Origin of the sequence: Ancylobacter polymorphus, assembly GCF_030813495.1 — a bacterium.
Lineage (GTDB): Bacteria > Pseudomonadota > Alphaproteobacteria > Rhizobiales > Xanthobacteraceae > Ancylobacter > Ancylobacter polymorphus.
This window is the reverse complement of the sequence record NZ_JAUSUI010000006.1, coordinates 328,693-349,173: the sequence shown is the minus strand read 5'-3', so window position 1 is coordinate 349,173 and position 20,481 is coordinate 328,693. Positions and strand designations below refer to the sequence as shown.

Below are 20,481 nucleotides of genomic sequence, written 5' to 3'. Positions count from 1 at the left end.
ACCGTTTCGGCGCCGGACATCAAAGCGACCCTTGAGGGAGTGACGGGAATGAATGAGGAATGGGGCGGCTCCGCCGCGCACGTTGTCCACGAGGCTCCGGTTCGTCCGGCCGCGGCGGATCGTGCCACCAAATCCATTTCCCACATCGACCCGGGCCTGCCGTTGGCGCAGGGGCTCTATGACCCGCGCAACGAGAAGGATTCCTGCGGCGTCGGCTTCATTGCCGACATCAAGGGCCGCAAGTCGCACCAGATCGTCCAGGACGGGCTGAAGATCCTGCTCAACCTTGAACATCGCGGCGCGGTGGGCGCGGACCCGCGCGCCGGCGATGGCGCCGGCATGCTGGTGCAGCTGCCGCACCGTTTCTTCGCCAAAGAGGCGGAGAAGCTGGGCTTCACCCTGCCCGCGCCCGGCCATTACGCGGTCGGCCACATCTTCATGCCGCAGGACGCCGAGGGGCGGGAGATCATCCGCGCCACCATGGAGCGCGTGGTGGCGGAAGAGGGCCAGGTGCTGCTCGGCTGGCGCGACGTGCCGACCGACAATTCCTCGCTCGGCCACACTGTCCTCCCGACCGAACCGCGTCATGTGCAGGTGTTCATCGGCCGCGCCGAGGCGATCGCCAGCGAGGACGACTTCGAGCGCCGGCTGTTCATCCTGCGCAAGGTGATCTCCAACGCCGTCTACGACGCCAAGGACCCGCGCACGGCCGGCTATTATGTCGTGTCGCTGTCCTGCCGCACCATCGTCTATAAGGGCATGTTCAACGCCGACCAGCTCGGCGCCTATTATGCCGACCTGCACGACCCGGAATTCGAGAGCGCGGTTGCTCTCGTGCATCAGCGTTTCTCGACCAACACCTTCCCCGCCTGGTCGCTCGCCCATCCCTACCGGATGGTCGCGCATAATGGCGAGATCAACACGCTGCGCGGCAATGTGAACTGGATGGCGGCCCGCCAGGCCTCCGTCGACAGCGAGCTGTTCGGCAACGACATCTCCAAGCTCTGGCCCATCTCCTATGAGGGCCAGTCGGACACGGCGTGCTTCGACAACGCGCTCGAATTCCTCATTCAGGGCGGCTACGAGCTGCCGCACGCGGCGATGATGCTGGTGCCCGAAGCCTGGGCCGGCAACCCGCTGATGAACGAGGAACGCCGCGCCTTCTACGAATACCACGCCGCCATGATGGAGCCGTGGGACGGGCCGGCCGCCATCGTCGCCACCGATGGCCGCCAGATCGTCGCCACGCTGGACCGCAACGGCCTGCGTCCGGCGCGCTATCTCGTAACCAAGGACGACAAGATCGTGCTCGCCTCGGAAATGGGCGTGCTCACTTTCCCGGAGAGCGAGATCGTCACCAAGTGGCGGCTGCAGCCGGGCAAGATGCTGTTGGTCGACCTCGAAGAAGGCCGCCTCGTCCCCGACGAGGAGGTGAAGACCACGCTCGCCAAGGCGCATCCCTATAAGGAGTGGCTGCAGCGCACCCAGCTGGTGCTGGAGGAGCTGCGCTCGGTGGAAGCGCGCGAGGTGCGCACCGACGTGTCGCTGCTCGATCGCCAGCAGGCCTTCGGCTACACCCAGGAAGACCTCAAGCTGCTGATGGCGCCGATGGCGACCACCGGCCAGGAAGCGGTCGGCTCCATGGGTACCGATACGCCGATCTCGCCGCTGTCGAAGAAGTCGAAGTCGCTGTTCACCTATTTCAAGCAGAACTTCGCCCAGGTCACCAACCCGCCGATCGACCCGATCCGCGAGGAACTGGTGATGAGCCTGGTCTCTTTCATCGGGCCGCGACCGAACATCTTCGACCTCGAAGGCAATTCCCGCCGCAAGCGGCTGGAAGTGCGCCAGCCGATCCTGACCAATGAAGACCTGGAGAAGATCCGCTCCATCGGCTTCATGGAGGAGCGCTTCGACACCCGCACGCTCGACATCACCTATCCCTCCGACAAGGGCGCGGCGGGCATGGGCGATGCGGTGGAGCGGCTGTGCGAGCGCGCCGAGGCGGCGGTGCATGGTGGCTACAACATCATCATCCTGTCCGACCGTCTCGTCGGGCCGGACCGCATCCCGATTCCCTCGCTGCTGGCGACGGCGGCAGTGCACCATCACCTGATCCGCAAGGGCCTGCGCACCTCGGTCGGCCTCGTGGTCGAAACGGGTGAAGCGCGCGAGGTGCACCATTTCGCCTGTCTCGCCGGCTATGGCGCCGAAGCGATCAACCCCTATCTCGCCTTCGAGACGATGATCGACATGCGCGTCGACATCCCCGAGGAGGTGTCCGAAGACGAGATCGTCAAGCGCTTCATCAAGTCCATCGACAAGGGGCTGCTCAAGGTCATGTCCAAGATGGGCATCTCGACCTACCAGTCCTATTGCGGCGCGCAGATCTTCGACGCCGTCGGCCTCAACCAGGAGGTCGTCGACCGCTATTTCTTCGGCACCGCCTCCTCGGTCGGCGGTATCGGCCTCAATGAGATCGCCGAAGAGACCGCCATGCGCCACCGCGACGCCTTCAGCGACGCGCCGGTCTACCGCACCTCGCTCGATGTCGGCGGCGACTACGCCTTCCGCCTGCGCGGCGAGGAACATGCCTGGGACCCCGAAACGGTCGCGGTGCTGCAGCATGCGGTGCGCGGCAACGCGCAGGACAAGTACCGCCACTTCGCCCAGCTGGTGAACGAGGCCGGCGCCAAGACGCTGAACATCCGCTCGCTGTTCCGCATCCGCGAGGCCGGTGAGCTCGGCCGCACGCCGATCGCGCTCGACGAGGTCGAGCCGGTGGCCGAGATCGTCAAGCGCTTCGTCACCGGGGCGATGTCGTTCGGCTCCATCTCGCGCGAGGCGCACACCACGCTCGCCATCGCCATGAATCGCATCGGCGGCAAGTCCAATACCGGCGAGGGTGGCGAGGAGGCGACGCGCTTCAAGCCGCTGCCAAACGGCGATTCCATGCGCTCGGCGATCAAGCAGGTGGCGTCGGGCCGCTTCGGCGTCACGGCGGATTATCTCGTCAACGCCGACATGATCCAGATCAAGATGGCGCAGGGAGCCAAGCCCGGCGAAGGTGGCCAGCTGCCCGGCCACAAGGTGGATGCGGTCATCGCCAAGGTGCGCCACTCCACCCCGGGCGTCGGCCTCATCTCGCCGCCGCCGCACCACGACATCTACTCGATCGAGGATCTGGCGCAGCTCATCTATGACCTGAAGAACGTCAACCCGGAAGCCGACATCTCGGTCAAGCTGGTGTCCGAAGTGGGCGTCGGCACGGTCGCGGCCGGCGTCGCCAAGGCGCGGGCCGACCACATCACCGTCTCCGGCTTCGAGGGCGGCACGGGCGCCTCCCCGCTCACCGCTATCAAGCATGCCGGCTCGCCCTGGGAGATGGGCCTCGCGGAAGCGCACCAGACGCTGGTGCTGAACAATCTGCGCGGGCGCATCGCGCTGCAGGTCGATGGCGGCCTGCGCACCGGCCGCGACGTGGTGATCGGCGCCATGCTGGGGGCGGACGACTTCGCCTTCTCCACCGCGCCGCTGATCGCGGCCGGCTGCATCATGATGCGCAAGTGCCACCTCAACACCTGCCCGGTCGGCGTCGCCACCCAGGACCCGGTGCTGCGCAAGCGCTTCAAGGGCACGCCGGAACACGTCATCAACTACTTCTTCTTCGTCGCCGAGGAAGTGCGTGAGTTCATGGCGGCGCTCGGCGTGCGGACCTTCAACGAACTGATCGGCCGCTCCGACTGGCTCGACCAGCGCGAGGCGATCGAGCACTGGAAGGCCAAGGGCCTCGACTTCAGCCGCATCTTCGCCAAGCCGCAGGTCGGCCCCGAGGTCGCTATCTACCACACCGAGCGGCAGAACCACCCGATCCAGCATGTGCTCGACCGCACGCTGATCCACCAGGCCATGCCGGCGCTGGAGAGCGGCGAGAAGGTGGTGATCCATAGCGAAATCAAGAGCATCAACCGCTCGGTCGGCGCCATGCTCTCGGGCGAGGTGGCCAAGCGCTATGGCGATGCCGGCCTGCCGGACGACACGATCAACATCCATCTGACCGGCACCGCCGGCCAGGCCTTCGGCGCCTTCCTCGCCACCGGCGTCGCCATGACGCTGGTCGGCGAAGCCAATGACTATGTCGGCAAGGGCCTCTCGGGCGGGCGGATCGTGGTGATGCCGGCGGCGGACAGCGCCATCGTGCCGGAACAGTCGATCATCGTCGGCAACACGGTGCTCTATGGCGCCACCTCGGGCGAGGTCTATTTCCGCGGCGTCGCCGGCGAGCGCTTCGCCGTGCGCAATTCGGGCGCCATCGCGGTGGTCGAAGGCACGGGCGATCATGGCTGCGAGTACATGACCGGCGGCGTGGTCGTCGTCATCGGCCAGACCGGGCGCAACTTCGCGGCTGGCATGTCCGGCGGCGTCGCCTATGTTCTGGACGAGGACGGCACCTTCAAGAAGCGCTGCAACCTTTCCATGGTCGATCTCGAACCGGTGGAAGAGGAAGAGGACCTGCTGGAGCGGCTGCACCACCATGGCGGCGACCTGGAATTCAAGGGCCGCATCGACATCATGGCGGATATGGGCCATCACGACGAGGAGCGCCTGCATCAGCTGATCGCCAAGCACCTGCACTATACGGGCTCGGCGCGGGCGCAGGCGATCCTCGACAACTGGGCCGATTATCGCGGCAAGTTCGTCAAGGTGATGCCCGTCGAGTACCAGCGGGCGCTGCGCGAAATGGAGAAAATGCGCGGCCTGCAGGCAGCCGAATAGGTCTGCCCGCACCCGCCGGGGCTTCCGGCGGGACCGGCCCTTCGGGAGGGCCGCGGCTCGGTCGCGGCGCGGTACGGTGCCGCGCCGCCATTTTCCAACTGGCATGTTTGATGTATCTGCACCGGGGGGTGGAATGCCTCCAAGGTGGCGGTGCTCCGCGAAAGAGGGCGCAATGGGCAAGGTTACGGGCTTTCTCGAAATCGATCGGCGCGAGGCGAAGTATCAGCCTGCGTCCGACCGCATTCGCCATTTCCGCGAGTTCACCCTGCCGCTGCCGGACGCCGAGGTCGCCAACCAGGCCTCGCGCTGCATGGATTGCGGCGTGCCGTTCTGCCATGGGCCGAATGGCTGCCCGGTGCACAACCAGATCCCGGACTGGAACGACCTCGTCTATCACGGCAATTGGGAAGAGGCGGCGCGCAACCTCCACTCCACCAACAACTTCCCCGAATTCACCGGCCGCATCTGCCCCGCCCCCTGCGAGGAGGCCTGCACGCTGAATCTTGAGGACGTGCCGGTCACCATCAAGACCGTCGAGCAGGCCATCGCCGACAAGGCGTGGAAGGCAGGCTGGATCAAGCCCGAGCCGGCCGCGCACAAGACCGGCAAGAAGGTCGCCGTGGTCGGCTCCGGCCCGGCCGGCCTCGCCGCCGCGCAGCAGCTCGCGCGCGCCGGCCATGAGGTGCATGTCTATGAGCGCGAGCCCAAGGCCGGTGGCCTGCTGCGCTACGGCATCCCCGACTTCAAGATGGAGAAGCACTATATCGACCGCCGCGTCGCGCAGATGCAGGGCGAGGGCGTGACCTTCCATTACGGCGTCAATGTCGGCGTTACCACGCCGCTCGAGGAATTGCTGGAAGGTCACGACGCCGTGCTGATGTGCGGCGGCGCCGAAGCCCCGCGCAACCCCGCTTTGCCCGGCCAGGAGCTGGAAGGCGTGCACTACGCCATGCCCTATCTGGTGCAGCAGAATCGCCGCGTCGGCCATGAGGATGTGTCGCGCGAGCAGCCCATTCTCGCCGCCGGCAAGCATGTGGTGGTGATCGGCGGCGGCGACACCGCTTCCGACTGCGTCGGCACCGCCTTCCGCCAGGGCGCGCTGTCGGTGCACCAGCTCGACATCCGCCCGGTGCCGCCGCTGAAGGAAGACAAGTTGGCGGTGTGGCCCTATTGGCCGACCAAGTTCCGCACCTCCTCCTCGCAGGCCGAAGGCGCCGAGCGCGAATTCGCCGCCGCGACCCTCGGCATCGAGGGCAAGAAGGGCCATGTCACCTCCGTGAAGTGCGCCCGCGTCGACGCCAAGCGCCAGCCGATCGCCGGCACCGAGTTCCTGATCAAGGCGGATCTGGTCTTCATCGCCCTCGGCTTCGTCCATCCGGTGCGCGAGGGCATGCTGGAGCAGGAGGGCCTCACCCTCGACAAGCGCGGCAATGTGGCGGCGACCGATCTCGACTACGCCACCAGCGTGCCGAAGCTGTTCGCCGCCGGTGACATGCGGCGCGGCCAGTCTCTCGTCGTGTGGGCGATCCGCGAAGGCCGTCAGGCGGCTCAGTCGATCGACACCTTCCTGATGGGCAGCTCCGTCCTGCCGCGCTGAAGGCCATCCTATGCCTGAACGCAAAAGCCGGGCCTCGCGCCCGGCTTTTTCATGCCGAGCGAAGGCTCAGGGCGCGGGCGTGGCGGTGAGCGGCGCCTGCGGCATGGCGGGAACTAGCGGCTCTACCGGCTGGCCCGGCGGCCAGCGGAAATCGTCCGTGCGGCCGGCCACGACCGGCGGCGCCGTGCCCTCGACAAGCGCGCTGGCCGGCTCCGGCGTGGCGTCGGCTTCCGCCACGGGCGAGGTGCGGATCTCGCTGGCCGACAGCGCGCCCGGCGCGCCGGCGAGGCTGCGGGCGTTGCCAGCCGGCGGGCCGCCCGTCAGCATGATGATGGACGGGCGCGTTTCCGCCGGGTCGGCCGCCGTCGGCGGCAGGTCCTTGCCGGTGAGCAGATCGTCGAGCTTCTGATCGACGAAGAAGGCCAGCTTGCGTGCCCCTGCGCGGGTGAAGCCGACCCCGTCCGCGGTGCGCAGGCGGCGGCGTTGGCCGTCCACCGCCGGGCCGGACATCATGAACTTGCCGTTCTCGTCGACGAAGCCATCGGTGACATCGACGAAGATGAAGCCGCTGCGCTCCACCATTTCCTTCAAAAGGGCGTTGTAGCGCGCGATCTGCTCATTGCGCACCGCGTCTTCCACCGGCGGAAGGCCCACCACCACCACGTTGCGGCGCTGCAGCTTCAGCGCCAGCAGGAAATCCTCGACCCGGCGGGAATAGAGGTCGCGCCAGCGCTCGTCGAACAGCTCGGCCCGGACGCCGGCCGCGTCGGTGATCGGCTCCAGATCATGGCTGCCGGCCAGCACCACAATGACGTTGGCCTGCTCGTTGCCGGTCGGCAATTGCCGCGCGGCGGCGATGAGGTCCACACCGCTGCCCGGGGCGAAGCCGGCATCGGCCTCGGCGCGAGCGACGACGGCGGCAGTCTCGCGGTCGGCGGCGAAGGCGTCCGCCAGCCCCTGCGCTAGCGTGCCGGCCTGCTCGTCGCCGAACACCAGCACCACTTCCTTCACCTTGTCGGACGCCGCCCGCGCCTCGCTGGACGAGGCATAGACCTTGCCGCGCGGCTCGGCCGGAGGCTGCGCCACCACGGGCGGCGGCGGCGCCAGTTCCGGCTCCATCGGGCGCATGCGCCGGGGCCGGTTGTCGCGGCCGCCGAACAGATCGATCAAGGGCTGGAACGGCGACCAGGAGCGGCTCGGCGCGGCGGCCTGCGGCGGGGCGGCCCGCTGCTGCTGTTGCGGGCGCGCCTGCTGGCGCTGCTGCTGTTGCTGGGGGCGCTGCTGCTGTTGGGAGGGCCGGGCGGAGGGTTGGCCGACATCGGCCGGCGGGCGGAACCAGTCGCTCTGCGCCTGCGCCAGCGCGCAGCCGGCCAGAAGCAGGCCGGCCGCCGCCAGCGCCTTCGCTCCGATCCGATAGCCGAGCCTGCGGCCCATGCGCCGATTTCCCAATGGTGACACCCAGAACGGGTGGCCCATTATCGCGGCTGATTCAAGACCCTCTGGCCCGGTTCCGGTATCAGGAGCCGCCGCGCAGGCTGTCGAGCACCTCGCCGCTGGCCATTCCGTCCGGCGGCAGGCCGACCGCGACCTGATAATCGCGCACCGCCGCCCGCGTCTGCGCGCCGATCGCGCCATCGGGCGTGCCGACATTGTAGCCGCGCGAGGCGAGGCGCTGCTGAAGCTCCGAACGCTCATTGCGCGAAAGGGCGCGCTGTTCCGGCCACGGCTGGACGAAGGGGCCGCCGCCGCGCAGACGGTCGGCCAGATGCCCGATGGCGAGCGCATAAGCATCCGCCGGATTATAGCTGAGGATCGCCTTGAAATTGTCGGTCATCAGGAAGGCCGGGCCCTTGGCGCCGGCGGGCAGTAGCAGATAGGCCATCTCGTCGCCCGGCGGCATCGCCCGCCCGTCGGGGCGGTGAATGCCAAGCGCCGCCCATTCCCGCATCGGCTTGCGGATGTTCTTGTCGGCCAGCAGATAGTCGAAGCGGCGCGGCAGCACGACCTCATAACCCCAGCTGCGGCCCGCCTGCCAGCCGCCGCGCTTGAGCTTCTTGGCGGTGGAGCCCATGGCGTCGGCGACGGAATCGACCACGTTGCGATGCCCGTCGCCGTCGAAGTCCACCGCGTCGCGCTGGAAGGCGGTGGGCATGAACTGGGTGAGCCCGAAAGCGCCGGCCCAGGAGCCGCGCAGATGGCTCTCAGGGATGTCGCCGCGATCGACGATGCGCAGGGCAGCGACGAATTCGTCGCGGAAATAGGCCTTGCGGCGGCCGACGCAGGCGAGCGTGCCGGTCGCCTGGATCACGGGATAGGAGCCGCGCGCGCTGCCGTAATTGGTCTCAATGCCCCAGATGGCGGCGACGACATAGCGGTCGACGCCATAGCGGCGCTCGACTTCGGCGAACACGGCCGCGTTCTGCGCCATCGCCTCCCGGCCCTTGCGGATGCGGGTCTCGGAGACGAGCATTTCGACATAATCACCGGCGGTCCGGCTGAATTCCGGCTGGGTCTGCAGCTTCTCCATGATGCCCATATCGGGCTTCAGCCCCGCCGTGTAGCGGCGAAAGCCGGCGGCGGAGACACCGGCGGCGCGCGCCTTCGGTTCCAGTGCGGCAATGCAGCGGGTGAAATTCGCCTCGTCGCGCGCCAGTGCGGCCGGGGTCATGTCGGGATGGCTGGCGGTGGCGGCAGGCGCGGCGGCAGCCGCCTCCGCCCGCGCCTGCGGACGCACGGGTGACGGGCGGGCCGGCGCCGCATTGGCATAGGCGGCCGGCGGCGCGGAGAGGGCGCCGGTGATGTCGTCGGTACCGGCGCAAGCGGCAAGCCCGAGACAGATGATGGCGACGCCAGCCGCGCGGCCGGCATACCCCCGGTCGGAGGCCGTGCGATGAACCATGACGCTACCCTAACGCGGAAACCGGCGATGATTAGGCCAGCCGCATGGTTTCGGTGATGTTAACGCGGCGTCACTTTCCGTTGCGGCATCCCCTTGTTTCGCGGAAGTGACTGCCCCTGGAACCCATTCCGCCACCTCCGCGTTAACCCGCCGGTGCATTAACAGGAGCGAAGCGTTAAGTTCATTGCGCTACGAGTTCGCCCGTCTGCCTGAACCTGCGTCATCAAGAGCGGCATATTCCCCCGATGGTAAAACCTATTCGCAAAGCGATCCTCCCCGTCGCCGGCCTCGGCACGCGCTTTCTTCCCGCCACCAAGGCGGTGCCGAAGGAAATGCTCACCGTGGTGGATCGTCCCGTCGTGCAGCATGTGGTGGACGAGGCGCGCGCCGCCGGCATCGAGCACATCGTCTTCGTCACCGGCCGCAACAAGGGCGTGATCGAAGACCATTTCGACCGCCAGTACGAGCTGGAAGACACGCTGCAGGAGCGCGGCAAGCTGAAAATGCTGGAACTGCTGCGCGAGGAGACCATGGGTCCTGGCGCCACCAGCTTCACCCGGCAGCAATTGCCGCTCGGCCTCGGCCATGCGGTATGGTGCGCCCGCGACATCATCGGCAACGAGCCCTTCGCGCTGCTGCTGCCGGACATGCTGCACAAGCCGACCAACGGCAAGGGCTGCCTCGGCCAGATGGCGGAAGCCTACAAGCGCACCGGCGGCGGCAACCACATCGCGGTCTATGAGGTGCCGCCCGAGCAGACCGACCAATACGGCATTGTCGGCCTCGGCGAGGAGATGGCCGACGGCGTCCACAAGATCGCCCGCATGGTCGAAAAGCCGAAGAAGCACGACGCTCCCTCCAACCTCGCCATTTCAGGCCGCTATATACTGCAGCCGGAAATCTTCGACCTGCTCGCCACCCAAGAGCGCGGCGCCGGCAACGAGATCCAGCTCACCGATTCTATGTTGAAGCTGGCCCAGACACAGGATTTCTACAGCGTCACCTTTGACGGCGCGATCTATGATTGCGGCTCGAAGCTCGGCTTCCTGATGGCCAATGTCGCCTATGCGCTGGACAATCCGGAAATCTCCGGCTCCTTCCGTCCCGAGCTCGACGCGCTCTTGGGACGGGGTTGAGCCCCCGGTCCTGCTGCTGCCATCTGATGAAAAAGGGCGCCGCGCGGCGCCCTTTTGCTTGATCGGCGGGATCGGTCAGGCGCGCCAATAGTCCGCCGCGCCTTCCGGCAGCGTCGCCAGCACCCGGTCGAAGGCCACGGCGTCGACATGACGGCGCAGCGCGCAGGCGACGTCGGCCAGACAATTGTCGGGCGCGAAATTGTGGTGTTGGCGCAACCCCTGCGCCTCCCGTGTCAGCGTCGCCCGGTCGGCGAAGGGCAGCACCGGCTCCGAGACATCCCAACGGGAGACGAAGATGGCACGCAGGATGGGCGGCAGCGCATCGGCGAAGTCGAGCGCCTGCTGCACCGCCAGCCGGCGGCGGAAGGTGCGCAGCACGCCCTCGACCATGGTGTAGGTCTGGTTGCGAGTGGCGAGGCCCGATCCGTCGCGGGCATCGGCAAGGAAGCGCTCGAAATCGTCGGATGCGTGCTGCAGCTCCATCGGTATCGGCATTGCATTCCTCCGCCCCTGCACGAAGGGCCCCGCGAGAGGGCCCTTCGGTCTTTTACAGGATGGTGGGGCGTGTGGAGGCCGTCAGGCCGCTTCGTCCACATTGCGCGGGCGGGTGTCGAACAGAAGCTCATTCGCCCCGCGCTCGACCCGGACGACATCGCCATCCTTCACCGTGCCGGCAAGGATGCGGCCGGCCAGCGGGTCCTGCAGTAGCTTCTGCATGACGCGCTTGAGCGGGCGCGCGCCATAGGCCGGATCATAGCCCTTGTCGGCGAGGAAGTCCCGCGCCTCGGGGGTGATCTCCAGCGCGATCTTGCGCTCTTCCAACAGCTTCTCCAGCCGCTTGGCCTGGATATCGACGATGGCGCCCATCTGCTCCCGGCGCAGCCGGTGGAACAGGACGATCTCGTCGACACGGTTGAGGAATTCCGGGCGGAAATGCGCGCGCACCACGCCCATAACCTCCTCACGCACCGCCTCGCTGTCCTGTCCGTCGGGCTGGTTCACCAGATATTCGGCCCCGAGATTCGAGGTCATGATGATCAGCGTGTTGCGGAAGTCGACCGTGCGGCCCTGTCCGTCCGTCAGCCGCCCGTCGTCGAGCACCTGCAGGAGGACGTTGAACACGTCCGGATGCGCCTTCTCGATCTCGTCGAACAGCACGACCTGATAGGGCCGGCGCCGCACCGCCTCGGTGAGCGCGCCGCCTTCCTCATAGCCGACATAGCCGGGAGGCGCGCCGATGAGCCGGGCGACCGAGTGCTTCTCCATGTATTCCGACATGTCGAGGCGCACGAGCGCGGTGTCGTCGTCGAACAGGAACGACGCCAGCGCCTTGGTCAGCTCGGTCTTGCCCACGCCAGTGGGGCCGAGGAAGATGAAGGAGCCGATCGGCCGGTGCGGGTCCTGCAGCCCGGCGCGGGCGCGCCGCACCGCGGTGGAGACGGCTTCCACCGCCTCCTTCTGTCCGACCACGCGCTTGGAGAGCATGTCCTCCATGCGCAGCAGCTTCTCCTTCTCGCCCTCCAGCATCTTGTCGACGGGAACGCCGGTCCAGCGCGAGACGACGCCGGCGATGTGGTCGGGCGTCACCGCCTCTTCCACCATCGCGCCGGCCTTCACCTCGGCAGCGGTATCCTTGGCTTCGATGGCGGCGAGCTTCTTCTCCAGCGCCGGGATCGTGCCATAGGCCAGCTCGCCCGCCTTCTGGTACTCGCCCGAGCGTTGGGCGATGGCGAGGTCGGCACGGGCCTTCTCAAGATCGCTCTTGATCTTCTGCGCGTCGCCGAGCTTCTCCTTCTCCGCCTTCCAGCGCGAGGTGATGGAGGCGGATTGCTCCTCCAGATTGGCGAGCTCCTTCTCCAGCTTCTTCAGCCGGTCCTTGGAAGCGGCGTCGCTCTCCTTCTTCAGCGCCTCCTGCTCGATGCGCAGGCGCACGATCTCGCGGTCGATATTGTCCAGCTCCTCGGGCTTGGAATCGACCTGCATGCGCAGGCGCGAGGCCGCCTCGTCGACGAGGTCGATCGCCTTGTCGGGCAGGAAACGGTCGGTGATGTAGCGGTTGGACAGCGTCGCCGCCGCCACCAGGGCGGAATCGGTGATGCGCACGCCGTGGTGCAGCTCGTACTTCTCCTTGATGCCGCGCAGGATGGACACCGTGTCCTCCACCGTCGGCTCGGAGACGAAGACGGGCTGGAAGCGACGGGCCAGCGCCGCGTCCTTCTCCACATGCTTGCGGTATTCGTCGAGCGTGGTGGCGCCGACGCAGTGCAGCTCGCCGCGCGCCAGCGCCGGCTTCAGCAGGTTCGACGCGTCCATCGCGCCGTCGGTCTTGCCGGCGCCGACCAGCGTGTGCATCTCGTCGATGAACAGGATGATGCCGCCTTCGGCCGCCTCGACCTCGGAGAGCACGCTCTTCAGCCGCTCCTCGAACTCGCCGCGATATTTCGCGCCGGCGATCAGCGAGCCCATGTCGAGCGCCAGCAGCTGCTTGTCCTTCAGGCTCTCCGGCACGTCGCCATCGACGATGCGCAGGGCGAGCCCCTCGACGATCGCCGTCTTGCCGACGCCGGGCTCGCCGATCAGCACCGGGTTGTTCTTGGTGCGGCGGGACAGAACCTGGATGGTGCGACGGATTTCCTCATCGCGGCCGATCACCGGATCGAGCTTGCCTTCGCGCGCCGCCTCGGTGAGGTCGCGGGCATATTTCTTCAGCGCGTCATAGGCGTTCTCCGCCGTGGCGCTGTCAGCCGTGCGGCCCTTGCGCAGCGCTTCGATGGCGGTGTTGATCTTCTGCGGCGTGGCGCCGGCCTTGGCGAGGATCTTGCCCGCCTCGCTGTCCTTCTCAAGCGCGAGGGCGAGCAGCAGCCGCTCGACGGTGACGTAGCCGTCGCCGGCCTTCTTCGCCGCCTGCTCGGCAGCCTCGAAGACGCGCGCCATGGCGGGCGCGAGATAGACCTGCCCCGCGCCGGAGCCCTGCACCTTGGGCAGCTTGTTCAGCGCCGCTTCAGTGTCGGCGAGCACGATGCGGGGATCGCCACCGGTGCGGGTGATCAGCCCGGCGCACAGGCCCTCCGGATCGTCGAGCAGCACTTTCAGCAGGTGCTCGGGGGTGAATTGCTGGTTGCCCTCACGCAGGGCAAGCGACTGGGCGGACTGGACGAATCCGCGCGCGCGCTCGGTATAGATTTCGAAGTTCATTTCGCGTTGCCTCCTGGCCCCCCGTCCGCCCTCCAGAGGCGCGAACGGTCACTCGGGACGACGGCGCCCGTATCCCGGCCGCCGTAACGGACCCCGTTGCGGCAATCCGTCGGTCCTCATGTAGTGTGGCGAAACGGCAACGGAAGGGCGTTGCGCCGGATCAAACGCGGATTTTGCTCAGGCCGCGGTCGCCCGAGCCGCTGCCAGCCCTAGGACGCGGCGGGGCGCTCGGCCACCATCATGTAGTTGACGGAAAGATCGCCCGAGCGCCGCCACTCATCCGCCAGCGGGTTGAACACAACGCCCTCGCGCTCGATCACCCGCAGGCCGCCCGCTTCCAGCGCCGCCTGCAGTTCCTCCGGCGTGACGAAGCGCTGCCAGTCATGGGTGCCGCGCGGCAGCCAGCCGAGCACATATTCGGCGCCGACAATGGCGAGGGCGAAGGCGCGCTTGGTCCGGTTCAGCGTCGCCGCGACCAGGAGACCGCCCGGCTTCACCATTTCAGCGGCGCGGGCGAGGAACAGGTCGACATCGGCGACATGCTCCACCACCTCCATCGCCATGACAACGTCGAATCGCTCGCCGTCATCGGCCAGCGCCTCGGCCGTGGTGGCGCGGTAATCGACGGGAACGCCGCTTTCCTCCGCATGCAGCGCGGCGATCCGCACATTGCGCTCGGCGGGATCGATGCCGGTGACATCCGCGCCCATGCGCGCCAGCGGCTCGCTCAGCAGGCCGCCACCGCAGCCGATATCGAGCAGGCGCAGCCCTTCCAGCGGGCGGATGGCACGGGGATCGCGGCCGAAATGAGCGGTGAGCGTCTCGCGCAGATAGGCGAGCCGCACCGGGTTGAACTTGTGCAGAACCCGCATCTTGCCGCGCGGATTCCACCATTCGGCGGCGAGCGCGGCGAAGCGCTCGACTTCACGGGGATCGACGGTGGTGGCGGTTGCGGTCATCGACGCCTCATCTTCGCCCGGCGGTGCCGAGAGGGATTCCAAGCTCGCGCGGCGCCGTTGCGGGCGCGGCGCGAGGTGGATATGTATACGCGCCTTTTGGGCCGGGAGCTCACATTCTCCCGCCCGGCCCCACAGAAGAACACGGTACGGTTTCCCGCATGGCACGTCTGGTGATGAAGTTCGGCGGCACCTCGGTCGCCAACATTGAGCGCATTCGCATCGTTGCGCGGCACGTCAAACGGGAAGTGGAGGCCGGCCATCAGGTCGCCGTCGTCGTCTCGGCCATGTCCGGCAAGACCAATGAGCTGGTCGCCTGGTGCCGCGAGGCCGCCGTGCTGCACGACGCGCGCGAATATGACGCCATCGTCGCCTCGGGCGAACAGGTGACCTCTGGCCTGCTGGCCATCGTGCTGCAGGACATGGGCATTCCGGCCCGCTCCTGGCTCGGCTGGCAACTGCCCATCTCGACCGACGACGCCCATGGCGCCGCCCGCATCCTCGACGTGAACGGCGAGGAGATCATCAACCGCTTCGCCCAGGGCGAAGTCGCTGTCATCGCCGGCTTCCAGGGCATCCACCTGCCGACCGGGCGCCTCACCACACTCGGGCGCGGCGGCTCGGACACCAGCGCTGTGGCGGTCGCGGCCGGCATCAAGGCCGACCGCTGCGATATCTACACAGATGTCGACGGCGTCTACACCACCGATCCGCGCATTGTGCCGAAGGCGCGGCGGCTGGAGAAGGTGGCCTTCGAGGAAATGCTGGAAATGGCGTCGCTCGGCGCCAAGGTGCTTCAGGTGCGCTCGGTCGAGCTCGCCATGGTACACAAGGTGCGCACCTTCGTGCGTTCCAGCTTCACCGATCCGGACGCTCCGGAACTCAAGACCGCCGGCGACCCGCCCGGCACCCTGATTTGCGACGAGGAGGAAATCGTGGAGAGTGAAGTCGTCACCGGCATCGCCTTCGCCCGGGACGAAGCCCAGGTCAGCATTCGCCATGTGCCGGACCAGCCCGGCATCGCGGCCAATGTGTTCGTGCCGCTCGCGGAAGCGAACATCAATGTCGACATGATCGTCCAGAATATCTCGGCCGAGGGCTTCACCGACATCACCTTCACCGTGCCGAGCACCGATTTCGAACGCGCCAAGGCGGCCCTTGCCGTGGTGCGCGACCAGATCGGCTTCCAGAGCATCGAGGGCGCCACCGACGTGGTGAAGGTCTCGATCATCGGCATCGGCATGCGTAGCCATGCGGGCGTCGCGGCACGGGCCTTCAAGGCGCTTTCCGAGCGCGGAATCAACATCCGCGCCATCTCCACCTCCGAGATCAAGATCTCGGTGCTGATCGACGCCGCCTATACCGAGCTTGCCGTGCGAACGCTGCATTCGGTATACGGGCTAGACGCCTGAAGTCAGGCAACGGCGCGGCGCGAGTCGCGCCGTGTTGAGTGACGCTCCGGGATAGCGGCTCCCGGAAACCGAGGACGGCCAATGCGTGGCGCGCTCGGCGGCCCGCGCGTGCTTTTGAGGCGTCTCCGCGAGGTCATGGCGGAGCCGGTGAGCGCGCAGGACCGCCTCGACAAGATCGTGGTACTGATCGCGGCCAACATGGTGGCCGAGGTGTGCTCGGTCTATGTGCTGCGCGTCGACGGCACGCTCGAACTCTACGCCACCGAAGGCCTCAACCGCACCGCCGTGCATCTCACGGTGATGCGGATCGACGAGGGCCTCGTTGGCACGGTGGCGCGCGAGGCCGAGCCGATCAGCCTCTCCAACGCCCAGGCGCACCCGGCCTTCTCCTACCGTCCGGAAACGGGCGAAGAAATCTACCACTCCTTCCTCGGCGTACCCATCCTGCGCGCCGGCAACACGCTCGGCGTGCTGGTGGTGCAGAACCGCGCCCACCGCTCCTATACCGAGGAGGAGATTGAGGCGCTGCAGACCACGGCCATGGTGCTGGCCGAGATCATCGCCTCGGGCGAGCTCACCGCCATGGCGCTGCCCGGCGCCGAGCCGGCGGCGCGTCGTCCGCTCCACCTCAAGGGACTCGCGCTTTCGGAAGGCATCGGCCTCGGCCATGTGGTGCTGCACGAGCCGCGCATCGAGGTCACCAAGGTCATCGCCGACGACCTGCCCGGCGAATTGAAGCGGCTCGACGGCGCGGTCGAGACGCTGCGCGCCTCCATCGACATCATGCTGGAGGATGAGGGCGTCGCCCGCGTCGGCGAGCACCGCGAAATTCTCGAAGCCTACCGCATGTTCGCCCATGATCGCGGCTGGATCGGCCGCATGCGCGAGGCGGTGATGACCGGCCTCACCGCCGAGGGCGCGGTGGAGCGCGTGCAGTCCGACACCCGCGCCCGCATGCTGCGCATGACCGACCCCTATCTGCGCGAGCGGATGCACGATCTCGACGATCTCGCCAATCGGCTGCTGCGCCAGCTCACCGGCCGCGCGGCGGGTTCCGAGCACAGCAAGCTGCCGGACAATGCCGTCATCGTCGCCCGCAATATGAGCCCGGCGGCGCTGCTCGACTATGACCGCACGCGCATTCGCGGCCTGGTGCTGGAAGAAGGCGCGGCGACCAGCCACCTCACCATCGTGGCGCGGGCGCTCGGCATCGCCGCCGTCGGCCATATGGAAAACGTCGTCGGCCAGGTCGATGCCGGCGACGCGGTGATCGTCGACGGCGTCTCGGGCGAGGTGCATATCCGCCCGCCCGCCGATGTCGAGAACGCCTATGTCGACAAGGTGCGGTTCCGCGCCAAGCGGCTGGAGCGCTACGCCGCCCTGCGCGACGTGCCGACCGTCACCAAGGACGGCACGCCGATTGAGCTGCACCTCAATGCCGGCCTGCTGGTCGACCTGCCACATATCGCGGAGACCGGCGCCACCGGCATCGGCCTGTTCCGCACCGAACTGCAGTTCATGATCGCCTCTGCCTTCCCGCGCACCAATGAGCAGCTGAAGCTCTACCGCTCGGTGCTGGACGCGGCGGGAGAACGGCCCGTGGTGTTCCGCACCCTCGACATCGGCGGCGACAAGGTGCTGCCCTATATGCGGGCGATCGAGGAAGAAAACCCGGCGCTGGGTTGGCGGGCGATCCGCCTCGGCCTCGACCGGCCCGGCCTGCTGCGCAGCCAGATCCGCGCCCTGCTGCGCGCCGCCACCGGGCGCGAGCTGCGTCTCATCTTCCCCATGGTGTCGGCGGTGGAGGAATATGACCGCGCCCACCACATCGTCGAGCGCGAGCTCACCCATCTGCGCCGGCACGGCCACGGCCTGCCCGAGCGGGTGCTGGTCGGGGTGATGCTGGAAGTGCCTGCGCTGCTGTTCCAGCTCGACCAGCTGTTCAGCCGGGTGGACTTCGCCTCGGTCGGCTCCAACGACCTCGTGCAGTTCCTCTATGCCGCCGATCGCGGCAATGCCCGCGTCGCCGACCGCTTCGACCCGCTTGCACCCTCCGCATTGCGGGCGCTCAAGCTGATCATCGACAAGGCGGCGGAATACGGCAAGCCGGTCACGCTTTGCGGCGAATTGGCCTCGCGCCCGCTGGAAGCGCTGGCCCTTGCCGCCATCGGCTACCGCAAACTGTCCGTTTCCCCGGCCTCCTATGGCCCTGTGAAGGCGATGCTGCTCGAACTCGACCTGCCCGCCGCTTCCGCTTTTGTCGAACCGCTGCTCGGCACGCGCGGCGAGGTGGCGTCGCTGCGCCCGCAGCTCGCCGCCTTCGCCGAGAAGGCCGGCCTGCCGCTGTGAGTGCCGCCGCGTGACCGCCCTGCCCGATGCCCGCCTCGACCAGCTCCTCGCGCGCCATGCCGAGATCGAGCACGCCCTCTCCGCCAGCCCGGAGGCGGAGACCTATGTGCGCCTCTCGCGCGAATTCGCCGACCTCTCGCCGCTGGTCGAGAGCGTGAAGGCACTGCGCCGCGCCGAGCGTCAGCTTACCGAGGCGCGTAGCCTTGCCACTGAGGCGGCGGGCGATCGCGAGATGGCGGCAATGGCGCAGGAAGAGGCGGAGACGCTGGAGGAGGAGGTCGAGACCCTCTCCCACGCGGTGCGGCTCGCTCTGCTGCCCAAGGACGCGATGGACGAGCGCGGCGTCATCCTCGAAGTGCGCGCCGGGACCGGCGGCGATGAGGCGGCGCTGTTCGCCGGCGACCTTTTTCGCATGTATGAGCGCTTCGCCGGCCTCAATGGCTGGTCGGTCGAGGTGCTGTCGATGACCGAGGGTACGGCCGGCGGCTTCAAGGAAATCGTCGCCGGCCTGCACGGCTCCGGCGCCTATGCCAGGCTGAAGTTCGAATCGGGCGTCCACCGCGTGCAGCGCGTACCGGACACCGAGGCCTCGGGCCGCATCCACACCTCCGCCGCCACCGTCGCGGTGCTGCCGGAGGTGGAGGATGTCGATATCGAAATCAACGAATCCGACCTGCGCATCGACGTGTTCCGCGCCTCCGGTGCCGGCGGCCAGCACGTCAACAAGACCGAAAGCGCGGTGCGCATCACCCACATTCCCACCGGCACCGTCGTCGCGGTGCAGGATGAACGCTCGCAGCACAAGAACAAGGCGCGCGCCATGGGCATGCTGCGGGCGAAGATCTACGAAGCCGAGCGCGAGAAGCGCGACAGCGCCCGCGCCAGCGAGCGCAAGGTGCAGGTCGGCTCCGGAGACCGCTCCGAGCGTATCCGCACCTATAATTTCCCGCAGGGTCGCGTCACCGATCACCGCATCGGCCTCACCCTCCACAAGCTGCCGGAAATCCTCGCCGGCGACGCCCTGGGCGAGCTGGTCGATGCGCTGACGACGGAATATCAGGCCGCGTTGCTGGCGGAAGCCGAAAGCGCCGGCTGGGGCGAGCGGTGACCACGCGCACCGCCCTTCTGCGCGCCTTTGCCGCAGCCTTTACCGAAAGCGGGATGGAGGCGCCCGAGCGCGAGGCCCGCGCCCTGCTGCGGGGCTGCCTCGGCCTCACCGATCTCGACCTCGTGACACGGGGCGAACAGGAAGTGGCGGAAGACGATGCGACCCGCCTTCGCGCTCTCGCGGAACGCCGTGCCCAGGGCGAACCGCTGGCCCGGCTGACCGGTCGGCGTGAGTTCTGGAGCCTCGACTTCGCCCTCAGCCCCGAAACGCTGGTACCGCGCCCGGAGACGGAAACGCTGGTGGAGGCAGCGCTGTCGCTGTTTCCCGACCGCTCCGCCCCGCTCCGCCTGCTCGATCTTGGCACCGGCAGCGGCGCCCTGCTCGCGGCGCTTCTGAGCGAGTATCCCGCCGCTTTCGGCGTGGGCGTCGACCTCGCGCCGGGCGCCGCCCGGCAGGCGCGCGCAAACCTTGCGGCGCTTGGATTTGCCACGCGCGCGGCGGTGCTGGTGGGGCACTGGGGCGAGGCGCTCATCGGCGGCTTCGATCTCGTGGTCTCCAATCCGCCATACATTCCCGGCACCGATATTCCGGCGCTGCAACGGGAGGTTCGGACGCACGACCCGCTTCTCGCGCTCGACGGAGGGCCGCAGGGGCTCGATGCCTACCGCGCCCTCGCGCTCGCGCTGCCCCGCCTACTGGTTGCGGGCGGCTACGCGGTGCTGGAACTGGGCATCGGGCAGGAGCGGCAGGTGGCAGGGCTGCTGACCGCCGCCGGCCTCGGCGTCGAGGACCCGGCGCGCGCCGATCTCGCCGGAATCGCCCGCGCGATGATCGCCCGAAAGGCTTGATCGCGCATGAAGCGCCACAAAAAAGGGCTTGGAACACGATACCGAACCGATTAGTGTCTATCGCAGGAATCGTCCTGAGACATCAACTGCCTTTTGGTGATTGGAACGCCGGCCGCTCATTCGTTCGGGTAGCTGTGCTCGTCGCTGGCAGTGGCGTTCAGCGCTTTGTGAAAAGCCTGAATGCGACCTGTTTCATTAAGGGGCG

The 20,481-nt window shown here is 67.8% G+C and carries 12 protein-coding genes; 7 read left to right on the top strand and 5 right to left on the bottom strand.

Annotation, left to right across the window (positions count from 1 at the left end; all coding sequences use genetic code 11):
• The first annotated feature begins 39 nt into the window (after positions 1-39).
• On the top strand, positions 40-4,776 hold the full coding sequence (gene gltB / locus J2S75_RS15910) for a glutamate synthase large subunit (protein ID WP_370874152.1): 4,737 nt from the start codon (positions 40-42) through the stop codon (positions 4,774-4,776).
• A 172-nt stretch (positions 4,777-4,948) separates the two neighbouring features.
• Entirely contained in the window at positions 4,949-6,373 is a 1,425-nt protein-coding gene (locus J2S75_RS15905; RefSeq protein WP_307021118.1) for a glutamate synthase subunit beta, read from the top strand.
• 66 nt (positions 6,374-6,439) lie between these two features.
• On the opposite strand, the gene J2S75_RS15900 is transcribed toward J2S75_RS15905, so the two are convergent.
• Together J2S75_RS15900 and J2S75_RS15895 are read right to left on the bottom strand one after the other, a co-directional pair.
• Positions 6,440-7,807: an SGNH/GDSL hydrolase family protein gene (locus tag J2S75_RS15900; protein WP_307021116.1), complete on the bottom strand. Its 1,368-nt coding sequence runs from the start codon at positions 7,805-7,807 to the stop codon at positions 6,440-6,442.
• Positions 7,808-7,889: 82 nt separating this feature from the next.
• The gene (locus J2S75_RS15895) at positions 7,890-9,272 is read right to left on the bottom strand and encodes a lytic murein transglycosylase (RefSeq protein ID WP_307021114.1); all 1,383 of its coding nucleotides are present in this window, start codon (positions 9,270-9,272) and stop codon (positions 7,890-7,892) included.
• Between the two features lie 245 nt (positions 9,273-9,517).
• Here J2S75_RS15895 and J2S75_RS15890 point away from each other — a divergent pair, with 245 nt between their 5' ends.
• Positions 9,518-10,408, top strand: coding sequence for a UTP--glucose-1-phosphate uridylyltransferase (locus J2S75_RS15890; protein WP_307021111.1), 891 nt, complete (start codon positions 9,518-9,520; stop codon positions 10,406-10,408).
• Positions 10,409-10,483: 75 nt separating this feature from the next.
• Here J2S75_RS15890 and J2S75_RS15885 read toward each other — a convergent pair whose 3' ends face one another.
• The 3 genes from J2S75_RS15885 to ubiG all read right to left on the bottom strand — a co-directional run bounded on the left by J2S75_RS15885 (position 10,484) and on the right by ubiG (position 14,562).
• A complete protein-coding gene (locus tag J2S75_RS15885) occupies positions 10,484-10,903 on the bottom strand; it encodes a DUF2267 domain-containing protein (RefSeq protein WP_307021110.1) in 420 nt (139 codons plus the stop codon).
• An 81-nt stretch (positions 10,904-10,984) separates the two neighbouring features.
• Positions 10,985-13,603 carry an ATP-dependent chaperone ClpB gene (gene clpB / locus J2S75_RS15880; RefSeq protein WP_307021108.1) on the bottom strand — a complete coding sequence of 873 codons (2,619 nt, stop codon included), beginning with the start codon at positions 13,601-13,603 and terminating at the stop codon, positions 10,985-10,987.
• Between the two features lie 209 nt (positions 13,604-13,812).
• Positions 13,813-14,562 carry a bifunctional 2-polyprenyl-6-hydroxyphenol methylase/3-demethylubiquinol 3-O-methyltransferase UbiG gene (gene ubiG, locus J2S75_RS15875; protein ID WP_307021106.1) on the bottom strand — a complete coding sequence of 250 codons (750 nt, stop codon included), beginning with the start codon at positions 14,560-14,562 and terminating at the stop codon, positions 13,813-13,815.
• 158 nt (positions 14,563-14,720) lie between these two features.
• On the opposite strand from ubiG, the gene J2S75_RS15870 reads away from it, so the two are divergent.
• The 4 genes from J2S75_RS15870 to prmC all read left to right on the top strand — a co-directional run bounded on the left by J2S75_RS15870 (position 14,721) and on the right by prmC (position 20,276).
• A complete protein-coding gene (locus tag J2S75_RS15870) occupies positions 14,721-15,971 on the top strand; it encodes an aspartate kinase (RefSeq protein WP_307021104.1) in 1,251 nt (416 codons plus the stop codon).
• A gap of 81 nt (positions 15,972-16,052) precedes the next feature.
• A complete protein-coding gene (ptsP, locus tag J2S75_RS15865) occupies positions 16,053-18,320 on the top strand; it encodes a phosphoenolpyruvate--protein phosphotransferase (protein WP_307021102.1) in 2,268 nt (755 codons plus the stop codon).
• Between the two features lie 10 nt (positions 18,321-18,330).
• On the top strand, positions 18,331-19,428 hold the full coding sequence (gene prfA / locus J2S75_RS15860) for a peptide chain release factor 1 (protein WP_307021100.1): 1,098 nt from the start codon (positions 18,331-18,333) through the stop codon (positions 19,426-19,428).
• Entirely contained in the window at positions 19,425-20,276 is an 852-nt protein-coding gene (gene prmC / locus J2S75_RS15855) for a peptide chain release factor N(5)-glutamine methyltransferase (RefSeq protein ID WP_307021098.1), read from the top strand. The genes prfA and prmC overlap by 4 nt, the downstream gene beginning before the upstream one ends.
• The last annotated feature ends 205 nt before the right edge of the window (positions 20,277-20,481 follow it).

Excerpts from the sequence above, each read along its gene's own strand:
- J2S75_RS15870 (WP_307021104.1), top strand. The coding sequence starts at position 14,721 with ATGGCACGTCTGGTGATGAAGTTCGGCGGCACCTCGGTCGCCAACATT.
- J2S75_RS15905 (WP_307021118.1), top strand. The coding sequence starts at position 4,949 with ATGGGCAAGGTTACGGGCTTTCTCGAAATCGATCGGCGCGAGGCGAAG.
- ubiG (WP_307021106.1), bottom strand. The coding sequence starts at position 14,562 with ATGACCGCAACCGCCACCACCGTCGATCCCCGTGAAGTCGAGCGCTTC.
- ptsP (WP_307021102.1), top strand. The coding sequence starts at position 16,053 with ATGCGTGGCGCGCTCGGCGGCCCGCGCGTGCTTTTGAGGCGTCTCCGC.
- J2S75_RS15895 (WP_307021114.1), bottom strand. The coding sequence starts at position 9,272 with ATGGTTCATCGCACGGCCTCCGACCGGGGGTATGCCGGCCGCGCGGCT.
- J2S75_RS15885 (WP_307021110.1), bottom strand. The coding sequence starts at position 10,903 with ATGCCGATACCGATGGAGCTGCAGCACGCATCCGACGATTTCGAGCGC.
- J2S75_RS15900 (WP_307021116.1), bottom strand. The coding sequence starts at position 7,807 with ATGGGCCGCAGGCTCGGCTATCGGATCGGAGCGAAGGCGCTGGCGGCG.
- J2S75_RS15890 (WP_307021111.1), top strand. The coding sequence starts at position 9,518 with ATGGTAAAACCTATTCGCAAAGCGATCCTCCCCGTCGCCGGCCTCGGC.
- clpB (WP_307021108.1), bottom strand. The coding sequence starts at position 13,603 with ATGAACTTCGAAATCTATACCGAGCGCGCGCGCGGATTCGTCCAGTCC.